The 19,116-nt window shown below is 71.9% G+C and carries 18 protein-coding genes; 13 read left to right on the top strand and 5 right to left on the bottom strand.

The window, feature by feature from the left end:
* Nucleotides 1–15 precede the first annotated feature (15 nt).
* Complete coding sequence (locus tag IT371_08870; GenBank protein ID MCC6747755.1) at nucleotides 16–774, top strand: sulfite exporter TauE/SafE family protein; 759 nt, start codon at nucleotides 16–18, stop codon at nucleotides 772–774.
* Between the two features lie 187 nt (nucleotides 775–961).
* Here IT371_08870 and IT371_08865 read toward each other — a convergent pair whose 3' ends face one another.
* From IT371_08865 to IT371_08855, 3 genes are read right to left on the bottom strand one after another with little or no spacing between them, the layout of a single operon-like run.
* Nucleotides 962–1,387: a hypothetical protein gene (locus IT371_08865; protein ID MCC6747754.1), complete on the bottom strand. Its 426-nt coding sequence runs from the start codon at nucleotides 1,385–1,387 to the stop codon at nucleotides 962–964.
* A 16-nt stretch (nucleotides 1,388–1,403) separates the two neighbouring features.
* Nucleotides 1,404–2,417: a hypothetical protein gene (locus IT371_08860; GenBank protein ID MCC6747753.1), complete on the bottom strand. Its 1,014-nt coding sequence runs from the start codon at nucleotides 2,415–2,417 to the stop codon at nucleotides 1,404–1,406.
* Nucleotides 2,414–3,760, bottom strand: coding sequence for a sigma 54-dependent Fis family transcriptional regulator (locus IT371_08855; GenBank protein MCC6747752.1), 1,347 nt, complete (start codon nucleotides 3,758–3,760; stop codon nucleotides 2,414–2,416). Before IT371_08855 ends, IT371_08860 begins: the two co-directional genes overlap by 4 nt.
* A gap of 161 nt (nucleotides 3,761–3,921) precedes the next feature.
* Here IT371_08855 and IT371_08850 point away from each other — a divergent pair, with 161 nt between their 5' ends.
* From IT371_08850 to IT371_08810, 9 genes are all read left to right on the top strand, one after another.
* A complete protein-coding gene (locus IT371_08850) occupies nucleotides 3,922–5,790 on the top strand; it encodes a protein kinase (protein MCC6747751.1) in 1,869 nt (622 codons plus the stop codon).
* A 103-nt stretch (nucleotides 5,791–5,893) separates the two neighbouring features.
* The gene (locus tag IT371_08845; protein MCC6747750.1) at nucleotides 5,894–6,565 is read left to right on the top strand and encodes a metalloregulator ArsR/SmtB family transcription factor; all 672 of its coding nucleotides are present in this window, start codon (nucleotides 5,894–5,896) and stop codon (nucleotides 6,563–6,565) included.
* 114 nt (nucleotides 6,566–6,679) lie between these two features.
* Nucleotides 6,680–7,123 carry a hemerythrin domain-containing protein gene (locus IT371_08840; GenBank protein ID MCC6747749.1) on the top strand — a complete coding sequence of 148 codons (444 nt, stop codon included), beginning with the start codon at nucleotides 6,680–6,682 and terminating at the stop codon, nucleotides 7,121–7,123.
* A 111-nt stretch (nucleotides 7,124–7,234) separates the two neighbouring features.
* The gene (locus IT371_08835; GenBank protein ID MCC6747748.1) at nucleotides 7,235–7,720 is read left to right on the top strand and encodes a GNAT family N-acetyltransferase; all 486 of its coding nucleotides are present in this window, start codon (nucleotides 7,235–7,237) and stop codon (nucleotides 7,718–7,720) included.
* A 14-nt stretch (nucleotides 7,721–7,734) separates the two neighbouring features.
* Nucleotides 7,735–8,247: a (2Fe-2S)-binding protein gene (locus tag IT371_08830; GenBank protein MCC6747747.1), complete on the top strand. Its 513-nt coding sequence runs from the start codon at nucleotides 7,735–7,737 to the stop codon at nucleotides 8,245–8,247.
* Complete coding sequence (locus IT371_08825; GenBank protein ID MCC6747746.1) at nucleotides 8,247–10,661, top strand: molybdopterin-dependent oxidoreductase; 2,415 nt, start codon at nucleotides 8,247–8,249, stop codon at nucleotides 10,659–10,661. The genes IT371_08830 and IT371_08825 overlap by 1 nt, the downstream gene beginning before the upstream one ends.
* On the top strand, nucleotides 10,661–11,647 hold the full coding sequence (locus IT371_08820; protein ID MCC6747745.1) for an FAD binding domain-containing protein: 987 nt from the start codon (nucleotides 10,661–10,663) through the stop codon (nucleotides 11,645–11,647). The genes IT371_08825 and IT371_08820 overlap by 1 nt, the downstream gene beginning before the upstream one ends.
* Nucleotides 11,648–11,855: 208 nt before the next feature.
* The gene (locus tag IT371_08815; GenBank protein MCC6747744.1) at nucleotides 11,856–12,650 is read left to right on the top strand and encodes a hypothetical protein; all 795 of its coding nucleotides are present in this window, start codon (nucleotides 11,856–11,858) and stop codon (nucleotides 12,648–12,650) included.
* Nucleotides 12,647–13,585, top strand: a complete 939-nt coding sequence (locus tag IT371_08810; GenBank protein ID MCC6747743.1) for a hypothetical protein — start codon at nucleotides 12,647–12,649, stop codon at nucleotides 13,583–13,585. Before IT371_08815 ends, IT371_08810 begins: the two co-directional genes overlap by 4 nt.
* A 13-nt stretch (nucleotides 13,586–13,598) precedes the next feature.
* Here IT371_08810 and IT371_08805 read toward each other — a convergent pair whose 3' ends face one another.
* Nucleotides 13,599–15,014: a hypothetical protein gene (locus IT371_08805; GenBank protein MCC6747742.1), complete on the bottom strand. Its 1,416-nt coding sequence runs from the start codon at nucleotides 15,012–15,014 to the stop codon at nucleotides 13,599–13,601.
* 217 nt (nucleotides 15,015–15,231) lie between these two features.
* Here IT371_08805 and IT371_08800 point away from each other — a divergent pair, with 217 nt between their 5' ends.
* Nucleotides 15,232–15,621, top strand: a complete 390-nt coding sequence (locus tag IT371_08800; GenBank protein MCC6747741.1) for a cupin domain-containing protein — start codon at nucleotides 15,232–15,234, stop codon at nucleotides 15,619–15,621.
* A 35-nt stretch (nucleotides 15,622–15,656) separates the two neighbouring features.
* Here IT371_08800 and IT371_08795 read toward each other — a convergent pair whose 3' ends face one another.
* Nucleotides 15,657–16,346 carry a hypothetical protein gene (locus tag IT371_08795; protein MCC6747740.1) on the bottom strand — a complete coding sequence of 230 codons (690 nt, stop codon included), beginning with the start codon at nucleotides 16,344–16,346 and terminating at the stop codon, nucleotides 15,657–15,659.
* Nucleotides 16,347–16,693: 347 nt separating this feature from the next.
* Here IT371_08795 and IT371_08790 point away from each other — a divergent pair, with 347 nt between their 5' ends.
* Together IT371_08790 and IT371_08785 are read left to right on the top strand one after the other, a co-directional pair.
* Entirely contained in the window at nucleotides 16,694–17,803 is a 1,110-nt protein-coding gene (locus tag IT371_08790) for a hypothetical protein (protein ID MCC6747739.1), read from the top strand.
* A 2-nt stretch (nucleotides 17,804–17,805) separates the two neighbouring features.
* Nucleotides 17,806–18,912 (top strand): hypothetical protein, encoded by a 1,107-nt coding sequence (locus IT371_08785; GenBank protein MCC6747738.1) that lies wholly within the window; start codon nucleotides 17,806–17,808, stop codon nucleotides 18,910–18,912.
* Nucleotides 18,913–19,116 lie beyond the last annotated feature (204 nt).

The following is a 19,116-nucleotide window of genomic DNA, read 5'->3' as shown; positions in this document are numbered from 1 at the left end:
GGCCCTCGTAGCGGCATGGACCCGACCGCGCCCCTCGGACTGTCGCTGCTCTGCCTGGCGGTTGCGCTGGGGGCGGCGCTCTACTCGGCGGGCGGGCACGGAGGCGGCTCGGCGTACCTGGCCCTCTTCGCGCTCTTCGGCATGCCCGCGGCGGTGATGAAGCCGACGGCGCTGGCCATGAACGTCCTCGTCGCCGGCGTGGCCGTCGTGCGCTTCGGCCGGAGCGGCGCCGTGCCCTGGCGGCTCCTCGTCCCTCTCTGCGCGGGGTCGGTGCCGGCGGCCCTCGGCGGGGGCTTCATCCTGCTCCCCGAGCGGATCTACATGCCGCTCCTCGGCGCCACCCTCCTCGTCGCGGCGGCCCGGCTCTGGCTTCCCGCGCGGCTGGACGCGTTGCGCCCGGCCCCCGCGTGGCCCTGGCTCGTGCTCCTCGGTAGCGCGCTCGGCTTCCTCGCCGGCCTCACGGGCATCGGCGGCGGCATCTTCCTCTCGCCGATCCTGATCCTGGCCGCCTGGCAGGACCCGCGCGGGGCGAGCGGCGCGGCCGCGGTCTTCATCGTGGTGAACTCGGCCTTCGGCCTCGCGGGACACCTCTTGCGCGGCGCGCCCCTGTCGACCGCCTTCCTGCCGCTGGCCGGCGCGGCGGTGATCGGGGGCCTCGCCGGGAGCTGGCTCGGCGCGGCGCGGCTCGAAGCGCGGACGCTGCGTCGCATCCACGCGCTCGTGCTCCTCGTGGCGAGCGCGAAGCTCCTCGCCCGGCTGCTGCGCGGAGCGTGACCGGCGACCGTGTAGTTTGATCAAGAACACACTAATTCGAGATCAAACATGGCCGGATTGGCCGCGAGGCGCCCGGCAGGCAAGGAGCGCCGAGCACCGGAGCGGAGCAGCCTTTTTTGCGCTGTGAGCACCGGAGCGCAGGCGCGACACAGCCCGCCGGGATGGATCGCGGCCAAGGTGGCCATGTTTAGGGACAGCGGTCGTCGCCGGGCAAATCCACCTTGCAGTCGGAGATCATCTCGAGCTTGAGCGAGAGCTTCGCGCCGTCGGCCACGGTGAGCGGCTTGTTCGCGCGGCACTTGGCACAGCGGTCGGCCCCGCAGTAGGCCGCGAGCGCCACGCGGATCTGCGAGCCCGCGGTGAGCTGCAGGCCCGCCAGCACCTGATCGGGCTGCGCGGTCACGGGCGCTTCCCTGTAGATACAGCCCTCGTGCCCCCCCTCCTTGAGCACGTAGACGGTGTACCGGTTCACGGTGCAACCCGGCCTGCACTCCCTCTGGTCCACGGTCACGTCGAGCCGCGCGGCCGGTGGGGCCTGGACCGGCTCCTCTCCGCACGCCAGAAAGAGGCTCGCGGCGACGAGGCTTCCGATGCGACGGAGCGCGTGGTTCACGTGGTCCCTTCCTGCCTCAGAAGTGGAGGTGCAAGTCGAAGCCCGCGGGGCCCGGAGGCGTCGGAGTCCCGCCACGGCTGGTCGTCAGCCCCACGCCGAGCGCGACCGCCGTGCCCGACACCACGACTCCGGCCACGGTCCAGACCCACCAGTGCTGATACCAGGACCGTCTCTTCGCGGCCGGCGGAGGGGCGCCCTGCCCTCCCGCGCCCGCCGCGAGTCCCGGGGCCGGCGGCCCGCCGAGAGCTCCGCCGAGCGCCTGCACGACGAGCGCCGCGCTCCCCGCGAGCAGCGTCCCCTCGGGCATCGTCCGTCGCAGCGTGGCCGCCACCGCGCCGCGGGAGTGCTCGTACACGGCGACCTGCACCTCGACCTCCGCCGGCCCGCGCGGCTGCACCGAGACCCACACCAGCGTCCCGAGCCGGCTGCGCTGGGCGAGCTCGGCGAGCTCCTCCCGGCGCGGTGGCTTGGGCGCACGCGGGGCGCGACGTGCTTCCTCGAGCAGGCGCGCGGCCCGCGGTGCCATACGGTCGGGGTCCACGGCCAGCTCCGGTTCGAGCTCTACCGCCGCGCCGAAGGCGGCCTTCGCCCCGTCGGGGTCCGGCGGATAGAGGAGCAGCGCCTGACCGAGCGCCAGGTGCGCCTGCGCGAGCGAGTGCCTCGCGTGGTTGGAGGCGCCGACCGCGCGAAGCTGCGCCACGGCCTGCGTCGCGGAGGCCACGGCCGCCGCTCGGTCCATGCGCAGGGCGGCTTGCTCCGCGTGGACCACCTTCTGCCCCGCGGCCTCCACGGCCTGCGCCACCCCCTCCGCGCCGCCGAGTCGCACGCTCAGCTCGGCCGGAGCGAGCACCCCCGGACGTCCGGCCTCGGCTACCGCACGCCCGAGAGAGACCTCGAGACGCGCCGCGTGTCGCGCCGGCGCGGCGACGCGCAGGATGCCGGCCCCACCGTCCGCGAGAACCCGCGCGGGTGCGGCGAGAGCCAGCGCGACCCCAAGGAGCGCCCGCGCGAGGGAGGCTCGCGCGCTCACGGTTCCTCCGGAAGGCCGTGCTTGCGCAGGAGCCGGCGCACGAGCTGGCGGTCGACCCCCGCGTCTCTCGCGATGCGCGAGATGTTGTGGCCGTAGCGCTCGTAGAGGCGCGAGAGGTAGAGCTCCTCGAAGAGCTGGAGCAGCGACTCCTTCGCCCCCTTGTAGGGCTGGTCGAGGAAGCCGGCCGGTACCGCCGGAGCGAGCCAGTTTGCGGCGCCGCTCGGCGTGGTCACCGGACGGTGTGCGGCCCCGCGCTCCTCGTCGGTCAGCCCCTCCTCCTCGGAGGTGGCCGAGAGCTGCGCCGAGTCCACCTGGAAGGGGGCCTCGTCCGCCAGCACCACCGAGCGCTCCACCACGTTGCGGAGCTCGCGCACGTTCCCCGGCCACTTGCGCGAGAGGAGCACCTTGAGCACCTCGGGGGTGAGCACCTCGGGCGGGTTGACGCAGCCCATCTGCCAGAGGAAGTGCTCGGCGAGGAGCGGGAGGTCTTCGAGCCGCTTGCGCAGCGGGGGCACGTTGATGCGCACCACGGAGAGGCGGAAATAGAGATCCTGGCGAAAGCGCCCCTGGCGCACCTCCTCGCGCAGGTCCCGGTTCGTGGCGGCGACGATGCGCACGTCCACCTTGCGCACGGCGTCGCCCCCCACGCGGCGGATCTGCCGGCGGTCGAGGACCCGCAGCAGGCGCGTCTGCACGTCGAGCGGCAGCTCCCCCAGTTCGTCGAGGAAGACCGTTCCGCCGCGGCTCTTCTCGAAGATACCGGCGCGCTCGGACGAGGCGCCCGTGAAGGCCCCTCGCTCGTGCCCGAAGAGCTCCGACTCGATGAGCGTGGGCGGCAGCGCCCCGCAGTCCACCACGCTGAAGGCGTGGCGCGCGCGCGAGGAGTGACGGTGCAGCTCCTCGGCCACGAGCTCCTTGCCCGTCCCCGTCTCCCCCTCGATGAGCACCGTCACGTCCGTCGGCGCCACCGCGGCGATGAGCCCGTAGACCTCCTGCATCGGGGCGGAGCTGCCGATGAGGGTCCCCAGGGCCTGGCGCCGCGCCACCGGCTCGGAGCGCTCGCTCTGGGCCACCACGCGGAGCACCGTGGACCCGAGGCGCAGCTCGGCCCCCGGCGAGACGAGCACCTCGAGAATCCGGGCCCCCTGGTAGTAGGTCCCGTTCGTGCTCTTCAGGTCCCGCACCAGATAGCCCTGGTCGTGCACCTGGAACTCGAGGTGGCGCCGCGAGACCTGCGGATCGGTGAGGACCAATTCGTTATCCGACGCCTGCCCGACGCTGACGCGATGCAAATCGAGCGCGCAGCTCTTGCCGACGTCCGGCCCCGCGTGGACCGTGAGCATGGCCGCCCGCAGCACCAGCACGGGCTTCTGTTCCTGGTAGATGATTTCCGTGGGCCGTTCCACGGTGCTCCTCGAGGGGGTGGGAGAGCCGCCATCCGAACAGGCTCCATGGTAGCATAGGAGCACCATGACCTCGCCACGGTAGCCACGGGGCCTGCACGGTGTTTCCCGAGGCTGACGGCGCAGAGCTGCTGCGCCGCATCGACAAGTACGAGATCCTCTCGACCATCGGCGAAGGGGGGATGGCGTCGGTCTATCGCGCGCGGCTGCGCGGCCCGGGGCATGCCTCCAAGCAGGTGGCGCTGAAGCTCATCCACGAGCACCTCTCGCGGCGCGAGAACTTCCTGCTCATGTTTCTCGACGAGATGCGCGTGGCCATGGCCATGACCCACCGCAACATCGTCCAAACCTTCGACGCCGGCCAGGTGGGGGAGCGCCATTACCTGGTGATGGAGCTCGTCCCGGGGTGCACCTTGCGCTGGCTGCTCGACCGCACGGCCGGCCGACGCCTGATGCCCGTGGAGCTCGCGGTCTTCATCGCCATGGAGGTCTGCTCGGCCCTCGACTACGCGCACTCGTTTCTCCCCGAGGTGCCGGGGCAGCCCGCCGGCGTGGTCCACCGGGACGTGAGCCCGAGCAACATCCTCCTCTCCAGCCACGGCGACGTGAAGCTGGCCGACTTCGGGGTGGCCAAGGCCGCCGGCCAGCTCCAGGAGAGCTCGGCCAACCTGATCAAGGGGAAGCTCGGCTACATGGCGCCCGAGCAGGCCCGCGGCCGCGTCGAGCCGCGAAGCGACCTCTTCTCCCTCGGCGCGGTGCTCTACGAGATGCTGGCCGGGCAGGCCTTCCGGCAGTCGTACGGCCTCGAGAGCGTGCGGCAGGGGGGAGAGACGAGCGCGCCCCTCGCGCACGTGCGGCCCGACGTGCCCGCGTCGCTCGAGGCGCTGGTCCGGCGCTGCCTCGCCACGACCCCCGAGCAGCGCCCCGCCTCGGCGGCGGCGCTCCGTCAGGCCCTCGCCGACGAGGCCTTCCGCTGGCAGCTCGACCAGGGCCAGCGGCAGGACCCGCACGCGCACCTGCGCGCCTTCCTGGCGGAGGAGGGCGCGAGCGACGAGCCGGCCGCCCCCAGTCAGCGCGCAGCACGCCTCGCGCAGCTCATGGTGGAGCAAGCGGGCGAGGTCGCGAGCACGACCGAGCCCTCCCTCGACGACGCGCCGACGATCGCGCGGCGGCTGGAGGCGCCGGGAGCCTCGCCCGCGCCGGCCGCAGCGGAGCCCTTCACCGAGCCCGCGCCGCGACCGAGCGAGCCCTTCACCGAGCCCGCGCCGCGACCGAGCGAGCCCTTCACCGAGCCCGCGCCCCGAGCGGGCGAGCCCTTCACCGAGCCCGTGCCGCGACCACCGGCCACCTCGATGCCGGTCGCCGCCGGCGACGATCGTTCGCCGCGCCCTCCTTCGGCGGTGGAGACCACCTTCGACGTGGTGCCGCGCTACCGCTACGCGCGATGGATGCTCGCAGCCCTCGCGCTCTGCGGCCTCGCCGCGGTCGGTTTCTGGGCCTTCCGGCGGCGCGTCCCCGACGAGGGAGCGGCGGTCTCGGCGGGCCCCGGAACCGCGCCGGAGGATGAGGCCGCGCGAGTGAACGCCACCACCCGTGCTCCGCTCGCAGCGGTTCGCCCGCGGGCCCCGGCCTCGACCGACGCCGGAGGGGACCCGCAGGCTGCGGACGCCGAGCCGGCCCCCCCGTCCCGAGCCGTCGCGCGTCCGAGCCCGACCGCACCGCCGCCCCGCGCCGCCCCGACGCCCCGTCGACGCGAGAGCGGCGTGGGCCGCCTGGAGCTCAACGCGGTCCCCTGGGCCGAGGTCTACGTGGATGGTCGCCATCGCGGTGAGACCCCTCTGCAGCGCCTCGAGCTGGAAGCGGGAACGCACCACGTGCGCCTCGTGAACCGCCGCCACGCGATCAGCAAGAGCTTCACCGTGCGCATCCGTCCCGGGGCGACCACCACGCGCGTGGTGAATCTCCGCTGACCATTGACAGCGGAACCATGGACACGCGACGAGGGGCGCCTTGACCCCTCCGTCGGGGGCAGGGATAATTCAAGGCGCAGTTTGAATGTTCGGATAACTAACCGTGACCAAGCACCGCGCCTTCAAGGACGCCGTCTACGAGCAGCTCGGTCGGGTCGGCCGGGCGGTGGGGAGTCCGCGCCGCATCGAGCTCCTCGAGCTCCTCTGCCAGGCCCCTCGGACCGTGGAGGTGCTAGCCGAACTGACGGGACAGAGCGTGGCCAACACCTCGCACCACCTGCAGGGGCTGCGGCGCGCGCAGCTCGTCGAAGCCGAGCGGGCGGGGCTCTACGTCACCTATCGCGTTGCCGACGAGGAGGTCTGCCGCTTCGTGGTGGCCCTCCGGCAGCTCGCCGACGCCCGCCTCGCCGAGCTCGAGCAGGTGACGCGCCAGTTCCTCACCGCCGAGGATCTCGAGGAGACCGATCTGAAGCAGGCCCTCTCTCGCGCGCGCCGCGGTGAGGTCCTGCTGCTCGACGTCAGGCCGGCCGAGGAGTACCGCGCCGGTCACCTCCCGGGGGCGCTTTCGCTGCCGCTGGCCGAGCTCCAGGCCCGCCTCGCGGAGCTTCCGCGCAAGACGCCTATCCTGGCCGATTGCCGGGGACGCTACTGCGTGCTGGCCGTGGAGGCGGTGCGCAAGCTCCGACGACAGGGCTATCAGGCGGTGCGACTCGCCGAGGGCGTGCCGGACTTTCGCGCGCGCGGCCTCGCGCTGCGCAGCGGCGCCGAGCCTTGATCTGGCGCCCTTGACACGGATCATGGCGAGCGCCACCTCCGCACGCTAACCCTCTTTTCCCCTGGCGCTGCTCCGGAGCGCGGCTATGCTCCGGACCCCACAAGGAGTGAACCCGTGAAGATCACCGATGCCCTGCTTGGCGAGCACGGAGTGCTCTACGTCCTCTTCGACCACGCCGAGGAAAACCTCGCAAAGACCACCACGACCGACGACGTGGTGCGGCTGACCGGCGCCTTCATCGAATCGCTCATCACGCACGCCAAGATCGAGGAGGAGTACCTCTTCCCGGCCATGGAGCAGAAGATGGGGCCCATGGGCCCGCTGGCCGTGATGCGGGCGGAGCACGAGGAGATCGAGGGCACCCTCGTTCGCCTCCCGTCCCTCGGCGACGCGAAGTCCATGGTGGACGCCGCCCGGCACGCTATCGCGGTCGCACGCGACCACTTCATCAAGGAGGAGCAGGTCCTCTTCCCGATGGCCGAGAACGTGCTCGGCGAGAGCGCGCTCCTCGACCTCGGCCGCGTCTGGGCCGACAAGCGCCGCGTCGCGATTCGGTAGCGCGAAGCTGGCCTGTGCCCCATCGCCCCGCCCCGCGCTTGATCTGCCGCGGCGCAGGGGTAGAATGCCCGCGGTCGTAGCTTCCACCCCGTTTTCCGACGGAGGGCGCACGTGAGTCTCGAGCGAAGCGACTGGATCATTCGAACGCTGAAGGAGCAGGACCTGCCGCGGCTGGTGAAGATCGACCACCAGATCACCGGCCGCAGCCGCCAGCTCTGGTACGAAGGTAAGCTCCGGCGCGCGCTCCGGGACACCGACGTGCAGATCTCCCTCGGCGCCGAGCGGGACGGAGTCCTGGCCGGGGCGCTCCTGGCCTCGCTGCACTACGGCGAGTTCGGCGTTCCCGAGCCGGTGGCGGTCCTGGACACGATGCTCGTGGACCGCTCGTTCGCACGGCAGGGGGTGGCGAGCGCGCTCCTCGAACAGCTCGTGAAGAACCTGCGCGGCCTGCGCATCGAGCAGGTCCGCACCGAGGTGGCCTGGGATCAGCAGGAGCTCCTGAGCTTCTTCAAAGACGCGGGTTTCGCGCCGCTGCCGCGGCTCGTCCTCTCCCTCGACGTGAACCGCTTCTCCGAGCGTCCGCCGAAGGGCGAGTAGCCAGCGCCGCCGCCATGTCCCAGCCGACGTCCGACGCCACCTCTCGCGCAGCGACGCGCACGATCGTCGAGCTGCGGGTCAACGGGCGCCCGATGAGCGTGCTCGTGGCCACGCACCGCACGCTGCTCGAGCTCCTGCGCGAGGACCTGGGGCTGACCGGCACCAAGCACGCCTGCGAGCTCGGGGAGTGCGGGGCCTGCACGGTGCTCCTCGACGGCACGCCGGTGCTCTCGTGTCTCACGCTGGCCGTGGCCTGCGCCGGCCGCGAGGTCACGACGGTGGAGGGGCTGGCCCATGGCCCCACGCTCCACCCGCTGCAAGAGGCCTTCGCCGAGCTCGGCGCCGCGCAGTGCGGCTTCTGCACCCCGGGCACCCTGATGACGGCGCGCGCGCTCCTCGAGGAGAACCCGAGCCCCACGCGGCAGGCCATCGCCGAGGCGCTCTCGGGGAACCTCTGCCGCTGCACGGGCTACGCGAAGATCCACGAGGCTGTGGAGCTCGCCGCCCGCCGCTCCACGGAGAAGTGATGCCCCCGGAACGGCACGTCGGAAAACCCGGCCGCAAGGTGGACGCGACGGACAAGGTGCTCGGCCGCACGCGCTACACGGCCGACCTGAGCCTGCCGCGCATGCTCGCCTGCAAGCTCCTGCGGAGCCCCGAGCCGCACGCCGTGCTCGAAGGCGTGGACGCGAGCGCGGCCCTGGCCATGCCGGGGGTCGTGGCCGTGCTGACGGGTCAGGACCTGCCCATCCCCTTCGGTCTCTTTCCGATCAGCATGGACGAGCACGCGCTCTGCACCGACCGCGTGCGCTTCGTCGGGGATCCGATCGCGGCCGTGCTCGCCGAGGACGAGGAGCTCGCCGAGGCCGGCGCGCGCGCCTTGCGCCCGACGCTGCGGCCGCTCCCCCCGGTGCGCTCGATCGAAGAGGCCGTCGCCCCCACCGAGCACAAGATCCACGACTACGTCCCGGTGGCCAACATCCACCGGCTCGCGGCGATGGAGTTCGGGGACATCGAGCAAGCCCTGGCCGGCTCGTCGCACGTGCGCGAGGACCTCTTCTTCTACGGCGGCAACACGCACCTCGCGCTGGAGGAGCACGCGGCGCTCGCCGAATGGTCTCCCGACGGACGGCTCACGGTCTGGGCCTCGACGCAGACCCCGCACTACCTGCACCGCGCGCTCGTGCGGGTGCTCGAGCTCCCCTTCGCCCGCATCCGCGTCATCGCCCCTCCGACGGGGGGCGGCTTCGGCGGCAAGACCGAGCCCTTCGGCCACGAGCTGGTGGTGGCGAAGGCGGCGATGCTCACGGGGCGGCCGGTGAAGATCGTGCTCACCCGCGAGGAGGTCTTCGCCTGCCACCGCGGGCGGCACCCGACGCTGCTCTCGATGCGCACCGGCGTGGACGCCGAGGGGCGCATCCAGGGGATCCACGTGCGTACGATCCTGGACGGCGGGGCCTACGGCTCCTACGGCGTGGCGAGCACCTACTACACGGGCGCGCTCCAGACCGTGACCTATCAGGTGCCGCGCTATCGCTTCGACGGCGCGCGGGTCTTCACCAACAAGGCGCCCTGCGGGCCGAAGCGCGGCCACGGCACGCCGCAAGGGCGCTTCGCGCTCGAGGTGCAGCTCGACAAGCTGGCCGAGGAGCTCTCGCTCTGCCCGGCCGAGCTCCGCCGCCGGCAGCTCGCCCCCGCCGGCAGCACCACCGCCAACTTCCTCCAGATCGGCTCCATGGGCCTCGGACCCTGCCTGGAGGCGGTCTACGCGGCGAGCGGCTTTCGCGACAAGCACGGCCAGCTCCCCTTCGGCCGCGGGGTGGGGATCGCCTGCTCGAGCTACCTGAGCGGCGCGGGGCGCGCGATCTACCGGAACGACCTGCCGCACTCGGGAGCCAGCCTGAAGCTGGACCGCGGGGGCGGAGTGACCGTCTACTGCGGCACCACCGAGGTGGGCCAGGGCTCGGAGACGGTGCTCGCCACCATCGCGGCCGAGGTGCTCGGCGTGAGCCCCTTCGACGTGCGCACGGTGACGGGAGACACGGACCTGACCCCCGTGGACCTCGGCAGCTACTCGAGCCGCGTGACGGTGATGGCAGGCCGCGCGGTCCTGCAGGCCGCCGAGCGCGCGCAGGAGCTCCTGCGGCACGCGGTGGCCGAGAAGGTCCAGGTCGCGCCCGAGGCGCTCGTCTTCGCCGACGGGCGCGTGTTCGACGCGGAGAGCCCTGAACGGGGCGTGACCTTCTCCGAGGCGGTGCACCTGGCGGAGAAGACGCACGGCACGCTGGTCACGGCCGGCAGCTACGCCCCTCCCGAGACCCCCGGCACCTATCGCGGCGCCGGCGTCGGCCCCTCCCCCGCCTACAGCTACAGCGCGGCGGTGGTCGAGGTCACCGTGGATGCCGAGACGGGGATCGTGCGGCCGGTGCAGGTCTGGGTGGCCCACGACGTGGGCCGCTGCATCAACCGGCAGTCGGTCCTCGGCCAGGTAGAGGGCTCCGTCTACATGGGCCTCGGCGAGGCGCTGATGGAGGAGATGGCCTACCTGCCCAAGCGCGGGATGCTGCACCGGCGGCCGAGCCTCCTGCAATACAAGAGCCCGACCAGCGTGGACATGTGTCCCATCGAGACCTTCTTGATCGAGGAGCCCGACCCCGAGGGGCCGTACGGCGCCAAGGAGGTGGGCCAGGGACCGCTCCTGCCCATCCCGCCGGCGGTGGCCTGCGCGGTCTACGACGCGGTGGGCGTGCGCATCGACGAGGTGCCGATCACCGCGGAGAAGGTGCTCAAGGCGCTCACCGCAAAGCGCGCTGGCAAGGAGCCCCGCGTGGGCCCGAAGGCCATGCCCGCCGTCCCATGGCCCACGCCCGAGAAGGTGCCGCCCCCCTGGGAAGGGGGGGACGGCTCCGCGCTCCCTCGGCCGCCGAAGGAGAAGCGCTGATGCTCCGGCTGCCTCCCTTCGAATTCTGCGTGCCGACAAGCGCCGCCGAAGCGGTTGCGCTCAAGGCCGAGCTCGGCGAGAGCGCGAGCTACGTGGCCGGCGGGACAGACCTCTTCCCCAACATGAAGCGGCGGCAGCAGGAGCCCACGCGGCTCATCCCGGTCGGCGCGCTCCCCGAGCTCCGCGGCATCCGGCGTCTTCCGTCGGGAGAGCTCTTCGTGGGCGCCTCGGAGACGCTCGCGCAGGTCGCAGCGAGCCCGCTCGTGAAGGAGCACGCCCCCGCGCTGGCCCGCGCCGCCGGGCTCGTGGCCAGCCCGCTCCTGCGCAACATGGGGACCGTCGGCGGGAACCTGTGCCTCGACACCCGCTGCAACTACTACGATCAGAGCTACGAGTGGCGGCAGGCCCTCGGCTTCTGCATGAAGAAGGAGGGCGAGATCTGCTGGGTCGCCCCCTCGTCTCCGCGCTGCTGGGCCACCTCCTCGAGCGACACGGCCCCCGTGGCCGTGGCCCTCGGCGCCGAGCTCGACCTCCTCGGCCCCGACGGCGAGACGCGGATCCCCGCGGCGGGCTTCTACGCCGACGACGGGATGCGCCCCTTCACCAAGCATCCGGACGCCCTGCTCCTCGGGCTGCGTGTGCCGAGTCAGGCCGGCGCGCAGGCCACCTACCTGAAGGTGGCCCCGCGCGGGAGCATCGATTTCCCGGTATTGGGCGTAGCGGCCTATGTTAAACGCATAGCGCAAGACGCCCCTGTGACCGAGGCGCGTATCGTGCTCGGCGCGATTACCTCCTATCCGCTCCTCATCCCCGCGGCGGCCGCCGCCCTGGTCGGTAAGCCGCTATCCCCCGAGACCATCGCCCAGGCCGCCCAGGCCGCCGCCCTCGCCGCCCGCCCCCTCGAGAACCTCGACGAGCCGGCCTCCTGGCGCAAGAACGTGACCCAGGTCCACGTCCGACGGGCTCTCGAGGCGCTCGGGGCGTAGGCCCCCAGGTTTCCTTGACCTCTCGCCGCCTGCCGTTGATGCTCTCGGAGGGGGTAAGACGCGTTTGCACGATCCGGGTCGCACGCAACCTAACCGCTCGCCCCGCGTGGCTCTCACTGTACTCTGCCTGCTCGCCTCTACAGGGTGCACCCCCAACCCACCCCGGGATCCCCGTTTCCCCATCTACGTCGACCGACCCTTCACCGGGATGTCGAGCGCGGGCCCGCTGCAGCGGATCTACATCGTCAGTGGACCGCCGCCGGAGGCCGCGGCCGCGGCCGCCTACCTGCCCCCCTACCTCGAGCTGCTGAACCTCCGGTCGGGCGTGGTGACCCCCGTCACCGTCCACGCCGGTAGCACCGAGCCTGGGGTCAGCACGAGGTACCCCGTCGTTGTGGTGCCAAAGACGCCGCTGCCGGCGAACGAGGAGTACGGCCTGCGGCTGCTGCCGAACCCGCGCTACGTTCGCCCCGTCGGCGATGCCTCTCGGGAGGAGCTGGCGCAGTTCTTCGTAGGGTCGAGGCCACGCGCCCACTTCGTCCGGGGAGGTCATTACCCCGGTCTCCCCTTTCTCCAGGACGCTTCGCTGAGCCTGAGCTTCTCGGAGGGCATGTCCCTCACGGGCCTCAATGCGCCCGGAACGTTCTCGCTGCGGGACGTCCAGACCGGCGAGGTCACGGAGCTCCACGCGCTGGATCCCCGCGACGGTGACAACGCCGTCGTCCTGCCCCTCGGCCCGAAGGAGCGGTGGCACGCAGACCACCGATACGTCCTCCGGGCCTCCCGAAATGCCACCTCGACGGCGGGCGCGCCGCTCGATGGCAAGCTGACCTGGCCGGGTGCGGCGGAGGACTTCGAGTTCGCCCTGCCCTCCAGCTTCCCGGCGGTCATCTACGAGTCTCTATCGGGCGCGTTCACCTATTGGTGTGACGAGCAGAGGTGGTGGACGGGTAACGGCCCCGCCGCCATTCCCCCCCGCTGCCGTTTCGAGAGCCGCGAATGAGCTATCTCAGAGCAGTTGCGATTCTCTTTGGCCTCTCCGCCTGCGGCAGTAGCCCCGGCGGCTCGACCCCCGGCTCGGGGAAGGTCCTCCTCGGCTCGTGGACCCCTCGCCCCGGCGCCTCGAGCCAGACCCACGACACGGCCATCTTCGTCACGATCGGCAACGACACGGGGCTCGCCAGCGTCGCCACGGAGGCCGCATCGACGCTCGGCCAGCACTTCGAGCTCTGGGATCTGACGAACGGCCAGCTCGTGACGACGACCCGTGATGCCGGCTCCCCGAACGGCGACCCACGAAACACCATGCTGCGCCTGCGGGCCGCGAGCCCCCTCCGCGACGGTCACGAGTACGGCCTGCGCCTCCTGCCGCACCCCAGCTACGAGGTGCTTGGGGTGCCGAATGGGGAGCTGACCCACTTCTACGTGGGCCCCCGTCCGCGCGTCCGGGAGATCGTCCTCAAGTCGTCTGGAGGCGCGAGCTCGCCGAAGGGCCCTGGACCCGCGCGAACCACTCTCGCGGTCGAATTCTCGGAAAGCGTGGAGAGCAGGTCCCTCAGCGGCGCGCTCACGCTCACCAACCTCGCCACCGGCCAGAGCCTCACGCCTCCACTGCTGCTCGGCGGGGGGAGCGTGGGCTCCGTCGGCCTGGACCTGCACAGCCTGCCCATCTGGAACCCGAGCCAGCGGCTGCGCCTGACGCTGGCGAACTCCATCTCCGGCGCTTCGGGCAACGCCCTCGACGGCAAGAACCAGATGCCGGGCGGCTCACCCGCCGACTTCGAGCTGATCTTCGAGCCCTCCGAGCTCGAGAAGGTCACCCCCGGCCGCGACGCGCTCGTCACCTATGCATGCGGCTACAGCACCTCCTGGGGCGCAGGGCCGACGCCAACCCTACCCCGCCCTAGCTGCGCGGCGCTGACCGTACGCGAGCTCTGATTCGCGCAGTCGACTACGGAAACAGCCAGTCCGTGAAGGCGAGGCTCCGGCCCATCGCGGCGGGCTGCGTCGGCAACGTGGTGCCGTAGAAGTGGTTCGTCACCCAGGGGATGTGCCGCTGCACGGAGCCGTTCGCGCTCGACGGGAGCTGCTTCTCGCGGAGCAACCACTGCATGCCGCGCCGGAGCGCGTCCCCCGACCAGCCGAAGGCCGGGTAGCCTGCCCCCTGGAGTAGCAGCGCCGCGAGGTGCAGCGCGCCGAGAGATTCGTACGTGTACCCGATGCCGGTGGCGTCCCAGCTCGGATAGGCGCCCGCCGACCGAGCGATGTCCTCGACGACGAGGCCATCGTAGCCGGGGCCGCAGCTCGCCGGGTTGATGGGCTTCCACCCGCCCACCGTGGCAGCGTAGGGGCAGGCCCAGCTCGCGGCGAAGCCGGCCGTCACCTGGAAGCCGGCCCCGGCCGCGGGGGTGACGCCCGGCGGGTAAGCAGGATACGCCGCGCTGTCCCCGAGAAACCCGCGCACGACCAGCGCGGCGCGGGAAACGTCGCTCGCATCGCCTCGATAGCGGCTCACCGCGATGCGGGCCGCAGCGCAGTGCGCGCCCCAGTTGGACGCCGAGTTCTCATGCGTCTGCGAGATGCTCTTCCAGCGGCCGTGCGTGCCGATGGTCTTCGTCAGCATCGTCTTCAGCCACGCGTCGAAGCTGACCCCGGTCCACCCGGGTCGGCTCCCCGTGAGCGTTCCGTTGAAGTCGATGAGGTCGGCGGCCATGACCCACGCCGCGAGCTGGCGACAGGTGGCCAGGAGTGCATCCCCCGAGGCGGTGCCGTCGGTGCTCGCCGCTTGCTCCGAGCCGATGACGTGTCGGAGCGCGTCCTCCACGGCCTTGCGGTAGGTGGCCTTCGCGCCGCTCCAGGCGCTGGCGTACACGAGCGCCGCGCCGAGGTACTTCGGCGCCACGACGGCGTAGTTCGGCAGCCACGGCGAGCTCGCGCTGGTGGCGTTCAGAGGGGTGGAGACAGCCTCGTCGGCGCGCGCCCGGAGGTACGTCCACGCATCGCCCGAGGTGGGCAGGGTCAAGAGCCGGGCCTTGGTCAGGAGGAGGTACTTGCCCGACGCGACGGAGCCGTCCTTGCCGGCGACGAGCGCGTCGGAGCCCGCCGAGCGCAGATCGCTCGCGGCCGGTCCTCGGTCGCGTCCTCCGCGCCCCGTGTCTCGTCCCGGGAACCCGCCATCGGGCCCCGGCAGGGCGCCATCTCGCTGCGCCAGCCCGTCGACCGCCGCCAGGTCGCGACCGAGCCCCGGGCCGTCCGTCCCGCGCGCATCCGCCGCGCCGCCCGTCGCGTCGGCGCCTCCCCGGCTCGGGCCGCTCGTACATGCTCCGGCCAGGAGCGCGGCGATCACATAGAGGGCGCGTTTCGCCATGCAGGTCGCTCCTCGCATCGTCTTCGGGCTGAAGATCGACGGATCGACTATAGGGACGGCCGAGTCGTGGCGCAATCAAGGCGCTCCCGCGAGAACAGGCGGACGGCGGGACCTCGCTTCCCCCTGGGCCCGCCGAGTGCCTGCGCCACTATCTGTACGCGCAGCGTTGTCGGAGCGACAAACCGGACGAATAGTTCCGGCCACGGAGGGACATCCCATGCGCATGACGAAAAGCGACCTACCCGTAGTAATGGAGATCCCGGGTGCCGTCCTCCGCCTGAAGGGCGGCTTCGGGGAGGCGGCGGGGCTGGGCAAGATCAGCGGCGAGTACTTCTCGCTCTCGGCCGGCGTGGACACCACACCGCTGTTTCAGGGCCTGAAGGGAAACCAGTGTCAGGTGCCGCACTGGGGCTACGTCCTGCGGGGCGAGCTCACCACGACCAGCGCGACCGGGGAGGAGGAGACCGTCAAGGCCAACGACCTCTTCTACTGGCCGCCCGGCCACAACGTGAAGGTCACGGCCGACGCCGAGATCGTGATGTTCAGCCCGGAGCACGAGCACACGAAGGTCATCGACCACATGCGGGAGAAGGTGAAGGCCCTGTAGCTCGGGCGGGGCGCAGGGCGTATCACCTGCGCCGCCTACGGCGTGAGCAGCGGCGTGGGGAAGGCGCTCAGCCGGATCGCGAGGCCCTCGGGGACGAGCGCGTTATGGAACTGGCGCTCGAAGGTAGCCCAGGGGACGTGGTCGTAGCGCGGGCTGTCGGGCCAGGGGTCCATCAGGTGCACGCCCACGGCATCCACCCCCTCGACGACGCGGAAGTGCCCGGAGTCCGGACTCACCCCGTCGAGAAGACCCCACACCACCGGAGTCTCTCCGAGGGCCAGCCAGCTCGCGAGCTGGTTGGTGAAGCCGTCGGTGCGGACGCCGCGTTCCACCTTGGCGTAGAGCCCGTGGTGCCGAGCCGCCGCGGCCAGCCCGTCCGCGTCGTTCCAGAGGAAGGTGGGGTGCGGCGCCGTTCGAGCGAGGAGCGGTTTGAGCGCGGCCGCGTACTGGGTGGCGAGCTGCACCACCTGCATCTCGTCGGGAAAGCGCAGCTCGAAGCCGGGGAGCCAGTAGCGCAGAGCCGCGGTGACGGCGCTCGGGCCACAGGTATTGCGGAGCACGGCGTTCTGCATGAAGGCCGGCACGCGCCGGGGCAACGCGATGCCCGCGCCGCGAAGGGGCGCTCGCGGGGCCCACGGCTCGGCGGCAGCGGGGCGCGTCAGCGTGGCGGCGCCCACGAAGGCCAGCGCCGCGAGAGCGCAGCGGCGACGGGTCGATGGGTACATGATGGGTCTCCTCCGGTCGGACGTGACTGTTTCGGGGGCGCTCGCGCCCCGTGGCCGCGCTGCGCGAGGACCGAGAGCAAGAGCCGTTCCTCGCCCGCCTCTACGCGGCAGTCGCAGGTTCGTCGCCAGGTTGCGCGTCGCGTGGACGCCACCGCCGCCTGCCCACCGCATCGAAAACGAGCCGAGCTGTCGCGCATTCGCGGAGGTGACGAGAGTTGCCGCCAGGCCTCCGGCTTTCGGAGCGCGTGTCGCAAAGGAAGTCGGCACGCCGTGACCGCCGAAACGTAAAGCATTGACACGACATACCTCGCGATTGGCCCGCCCGGTGCAGCCCTCGCGACCCCAGCATGAGCCTTTCACGACCCGCAGCGCGAGGCCTCCCCCACTCTCTTCGACGATGCGCCGCGCTCCTCGCCCTCCTCCTTTGCGGTGCATCCACTTCGGCCATCGCGCAACGCCTGGACGCGCGCGCTCCGATTCCGGCGTCGATCCAAGCGCTCTCCGCCGAGCTCGCGCCGCTGCAACGCGTGCTGCAGCAGGAGTTCGGCCACGCGCGCTTCTTCATCGGCGGCGGCAGCTCGCGTTCGATCCTGGACGCGCTCTACTTCGGTCGGCCGCTCGACGCACGTGACATCGACATCTTCGTGGTCGCGGACCGCAAGGTAACGCGCGCCTACGCCGCGAAGGTGGCCGAGCGCTGCCAGGCCGTGCGACCCGGAGCCCTCGCGATCAAGGACCTCGAGACCCGCCCGCGCGCGAACCCCGCGCTCCCGCCCCGCGAGGCGGCCCGCTACATCGCGGGCTATGGGTTCTTTCTCACGCAGCCCGACGGCAAGGTCTTCGACCTCTCCCTCTACCATTCGCCCGCGGACCTCGCGCTGAACGGCGCGCTGAGCGTGGACACGGTCATGATCCCGCTCCCGCCGGAACGGACGCTCGTCGGCGCCGTCGACGCGATGCGGGGGCGGCCCTACGAGCGGCTCGTGCGCGACGGCACGGTGGTCGACGCGTATCGGGGCTACGAGGCGTGGCAGACGCGCCGGCTCGAGCTCGTGCATCCCGCCGAGCTCCAGGCCAAGCCGCTGCTCTGGCTCCTGCGCCTCGCGCGCAGCTTCGGGCGGTCGGGCTACGACCGGCTGCCCTTCGAGATCGTGAACGCGATCCAGCGCGGCACCAAGCTCGCGCCCGCGCGGCTGAACGTGAAGGTCTTCACCCGCTACCTGACGCGGGTCCTCAACGATCCTCGGGCGGACGTGGAGCTGCAGATGCTCAAGGATGCGCGCGTGCTGGAGGGGCACGCCGGCATCCGACGGCTCCTCGGCTCCCCCGCAAAGTGGGAGGTTCCCACCTTGCGGAGCCGTCTCGAAGCGCTCGCCGTGGCGAAGGTCGACCGCGCGTGGAGCAAGGCCGCGCGGCCTGCGCTGCCCCGGAGCCCGCTAATCGTCAACCGGAGATGAGGATGCTGCGAACCTTCGACGCGCGTCGTACACGACCCGTTCTTCTCGGGACCGCCTCGGTCATCTGCGCCCTCGCGCTCCTCGGCTCGCTCGCGCTGCCGCGCCGCGCGCAGGCCGGAGCGCCCGGGAGGCTGCGCATCGTGGCCTCGGTGGGTCCTACCTCGGGGACGGTGGAAGTCCTCCAACGCCTGCTCGTGCAGGGCGCGGACCTGTTCCGCTTCAACCTGGCCCACAAGGATCGACGGATCTCGCTGCGGGAGACGCAGGCGGCCCGTGCAGCCGTGGCCCGCGTCGGACGCCAGGACGTCGCGCTCCTCTTCGACCTGCCGGGAGGCAAGCTGCGCACCGGCCCCGCGCCCGCAGGCGGCGAGCTGACGCTCCGCGAGGGGGACGCCTTCGCGCTGACCTTCGGGGGCCGCGCCGGCGCCACGACCCGCGACGGCGCCTCGGTGGACTACGCGCGCCTCGACCGCTACGCCCAGGTGGGCGGACGGGTCCTGCTCCACCAGGGCAAGCTCGAGCTGGAGATCACCGCGGTCGCGCCGGGCCGGATCGAGACCCGCGTCGTGCGCGGCGGCGTGCTGCGCGGCCACGCCACCGTGAACCTCGTGGGCCAGGACCCGCGCTTTCCGGCCATGACGGCCCAGGACCGGCGCAAGCTGAAGATCGCGGTGGAGTGCGGGGCGGACCTCGTCGGTGTGTCGATGGTCCAGACCCCGTCGCAGATGCGCGCGGTCCGCCGAGCGCTCGTCCGCCTCGGCGCTCCCCGGGTGCGGCTGGTCTCGAAGATCGAGACCCTCTCGGCCCTCGAGCACCTCGAGGCGATCGTGGACGAATCGGACCTCGTCATGATCGCTCGCGGCGACCTCGCCACCGCGGTCGGCACCAAGGAGGCGCTCACGGCGGCCGAGCGGCGCATCGCGGAGGTCTGCCGCCGCAAGGGCAAGGCCTTCTTCGACGCCACGGGCTTCGAAGGCCCCGACGCTGCCGCCGAGGTAGCGCGCGCGCGGGCCCTGGGATCGAGCTACATCATCCTCAAGAACACCGCCATCGACGCCGACCCAGCGAGCCTGGTGAGCCGCCTGAGAGCCCTCCTGACGCGAAAGTAACGACCCGCCGACCGGCGCCGCGTTGCTGGGAGCCGAGTCGCCGGATCGGGGTCCCCGCGAGAACCCATTCGTAGCGGCGAGGCTACGCTGCGCGGTGCGGCGCCGCGCGAAACCCTCGGAACCGCGTGCGCCCCACGACGGTACGGGGAGTGCAACGCTCACGCTCTAAGACACCCTTCTGAAGCATGACCCGCGTGATCGCTG

The sequence above is a fragment of the Deltaproteobacteria bacterium genome (assembly GCA_020848905.1).
In the GTDB taxonomy this organism is placed as follows: domain Bacteria; phylum Myxococcota_A; class Polyangia.
The sequence above is the reverse complement of the archived record's forward strand: the minus strand, read 5'-3'. Positions and strand labels throughout refer to the sequence as shown.

Excerpts from the sequence above, each read along its gene's own strand:
- IT371_08785 (MCC6747738.1), top strand. The coding sequence starts at position 17,806 with ATGCTGCGAACCTTCGACGCGCGTCGTACACGACCCGTTCTTCTCGGG.
- IT371_08805 (MCC6747742.1), bottom strand. The coding sequence starts at position 15,014 with ATGGCGAAACGCGCCCTCTATGTGATCGCCGCGCTCCTGGCCGGAGCA.
- IT371_08810 (MCC6747743.1), top strand. The coding sequence starts at position 12,647 with ATGAGCTATCTCAGAGCAGTTGCGATTCTCTTTGGCCTCTCCGCCTGC.
- IT371_08800 (MCC6747741.1), top strand. The coding sequence starts at position 15,232 with ATGCGCATGACGAAAAGCGACCTACCCGTAGTAATGGAGATCCCGGGT.
- IT371_08830 (MCC6747747.1), top strand. The coding sequence starts at position 7,735 with ATGTCCCAGCCGACGTCCGACGCCACCTCTCGCGCAGCGACGCGCACG.
- IT371_08795 (MCC6747740.1), bottom strand. The coding sequence starts at position 16,346 with ATGTACCCATCGACCCGTCGCCGCTGCGCTCTCGCGGCGCTGGCCTTC.
- IT371_08855 (MCC6747752.1), bottom strand. The coding sequence starts at position 3,760 with ATGCTCACGGTCCACGCGGGGCCGGACGTCGGCAAGAGCTGCGCGCTC.
- IT371_08825 (MCC6747746.1), top strand. The coding sequence starts at position 8,247 with ATGCCCCCGGAACGGCACGTCGGAAAACCCGGCCGCAAGGTGGACGCG.
- IT371_08815 (MCC6747744.1), top strand. The coding sequence starts at position 11,856 with ATGTCGAGCGCGGGCCCGCTGCAGCGGATCTACATCGTCAGTGGACCG.
- IT371_08820 (MCC6747745.1), top strand. The coding sequence starts at position 10,661 with ATGCTCCGGCTGCCTCCCTTCGAATTCTGCGTGCCGACAAGCGCCGCC.
- IT371_08790 (MCC6747739.1), top strand. The coding sequence starts at position 16,694 with ATGAGCCTTTCACGACCCGCAGCGCGAGGCCTCCCCCACTCTCTTCGA.
- IT371_08870 (MCC6747755.1), top strand. The coding sequence starts at position 16 with ATGGACCCGACCGCGCCCCTCGGACTGTCGCTGCTCTGCCTGGCGGTT.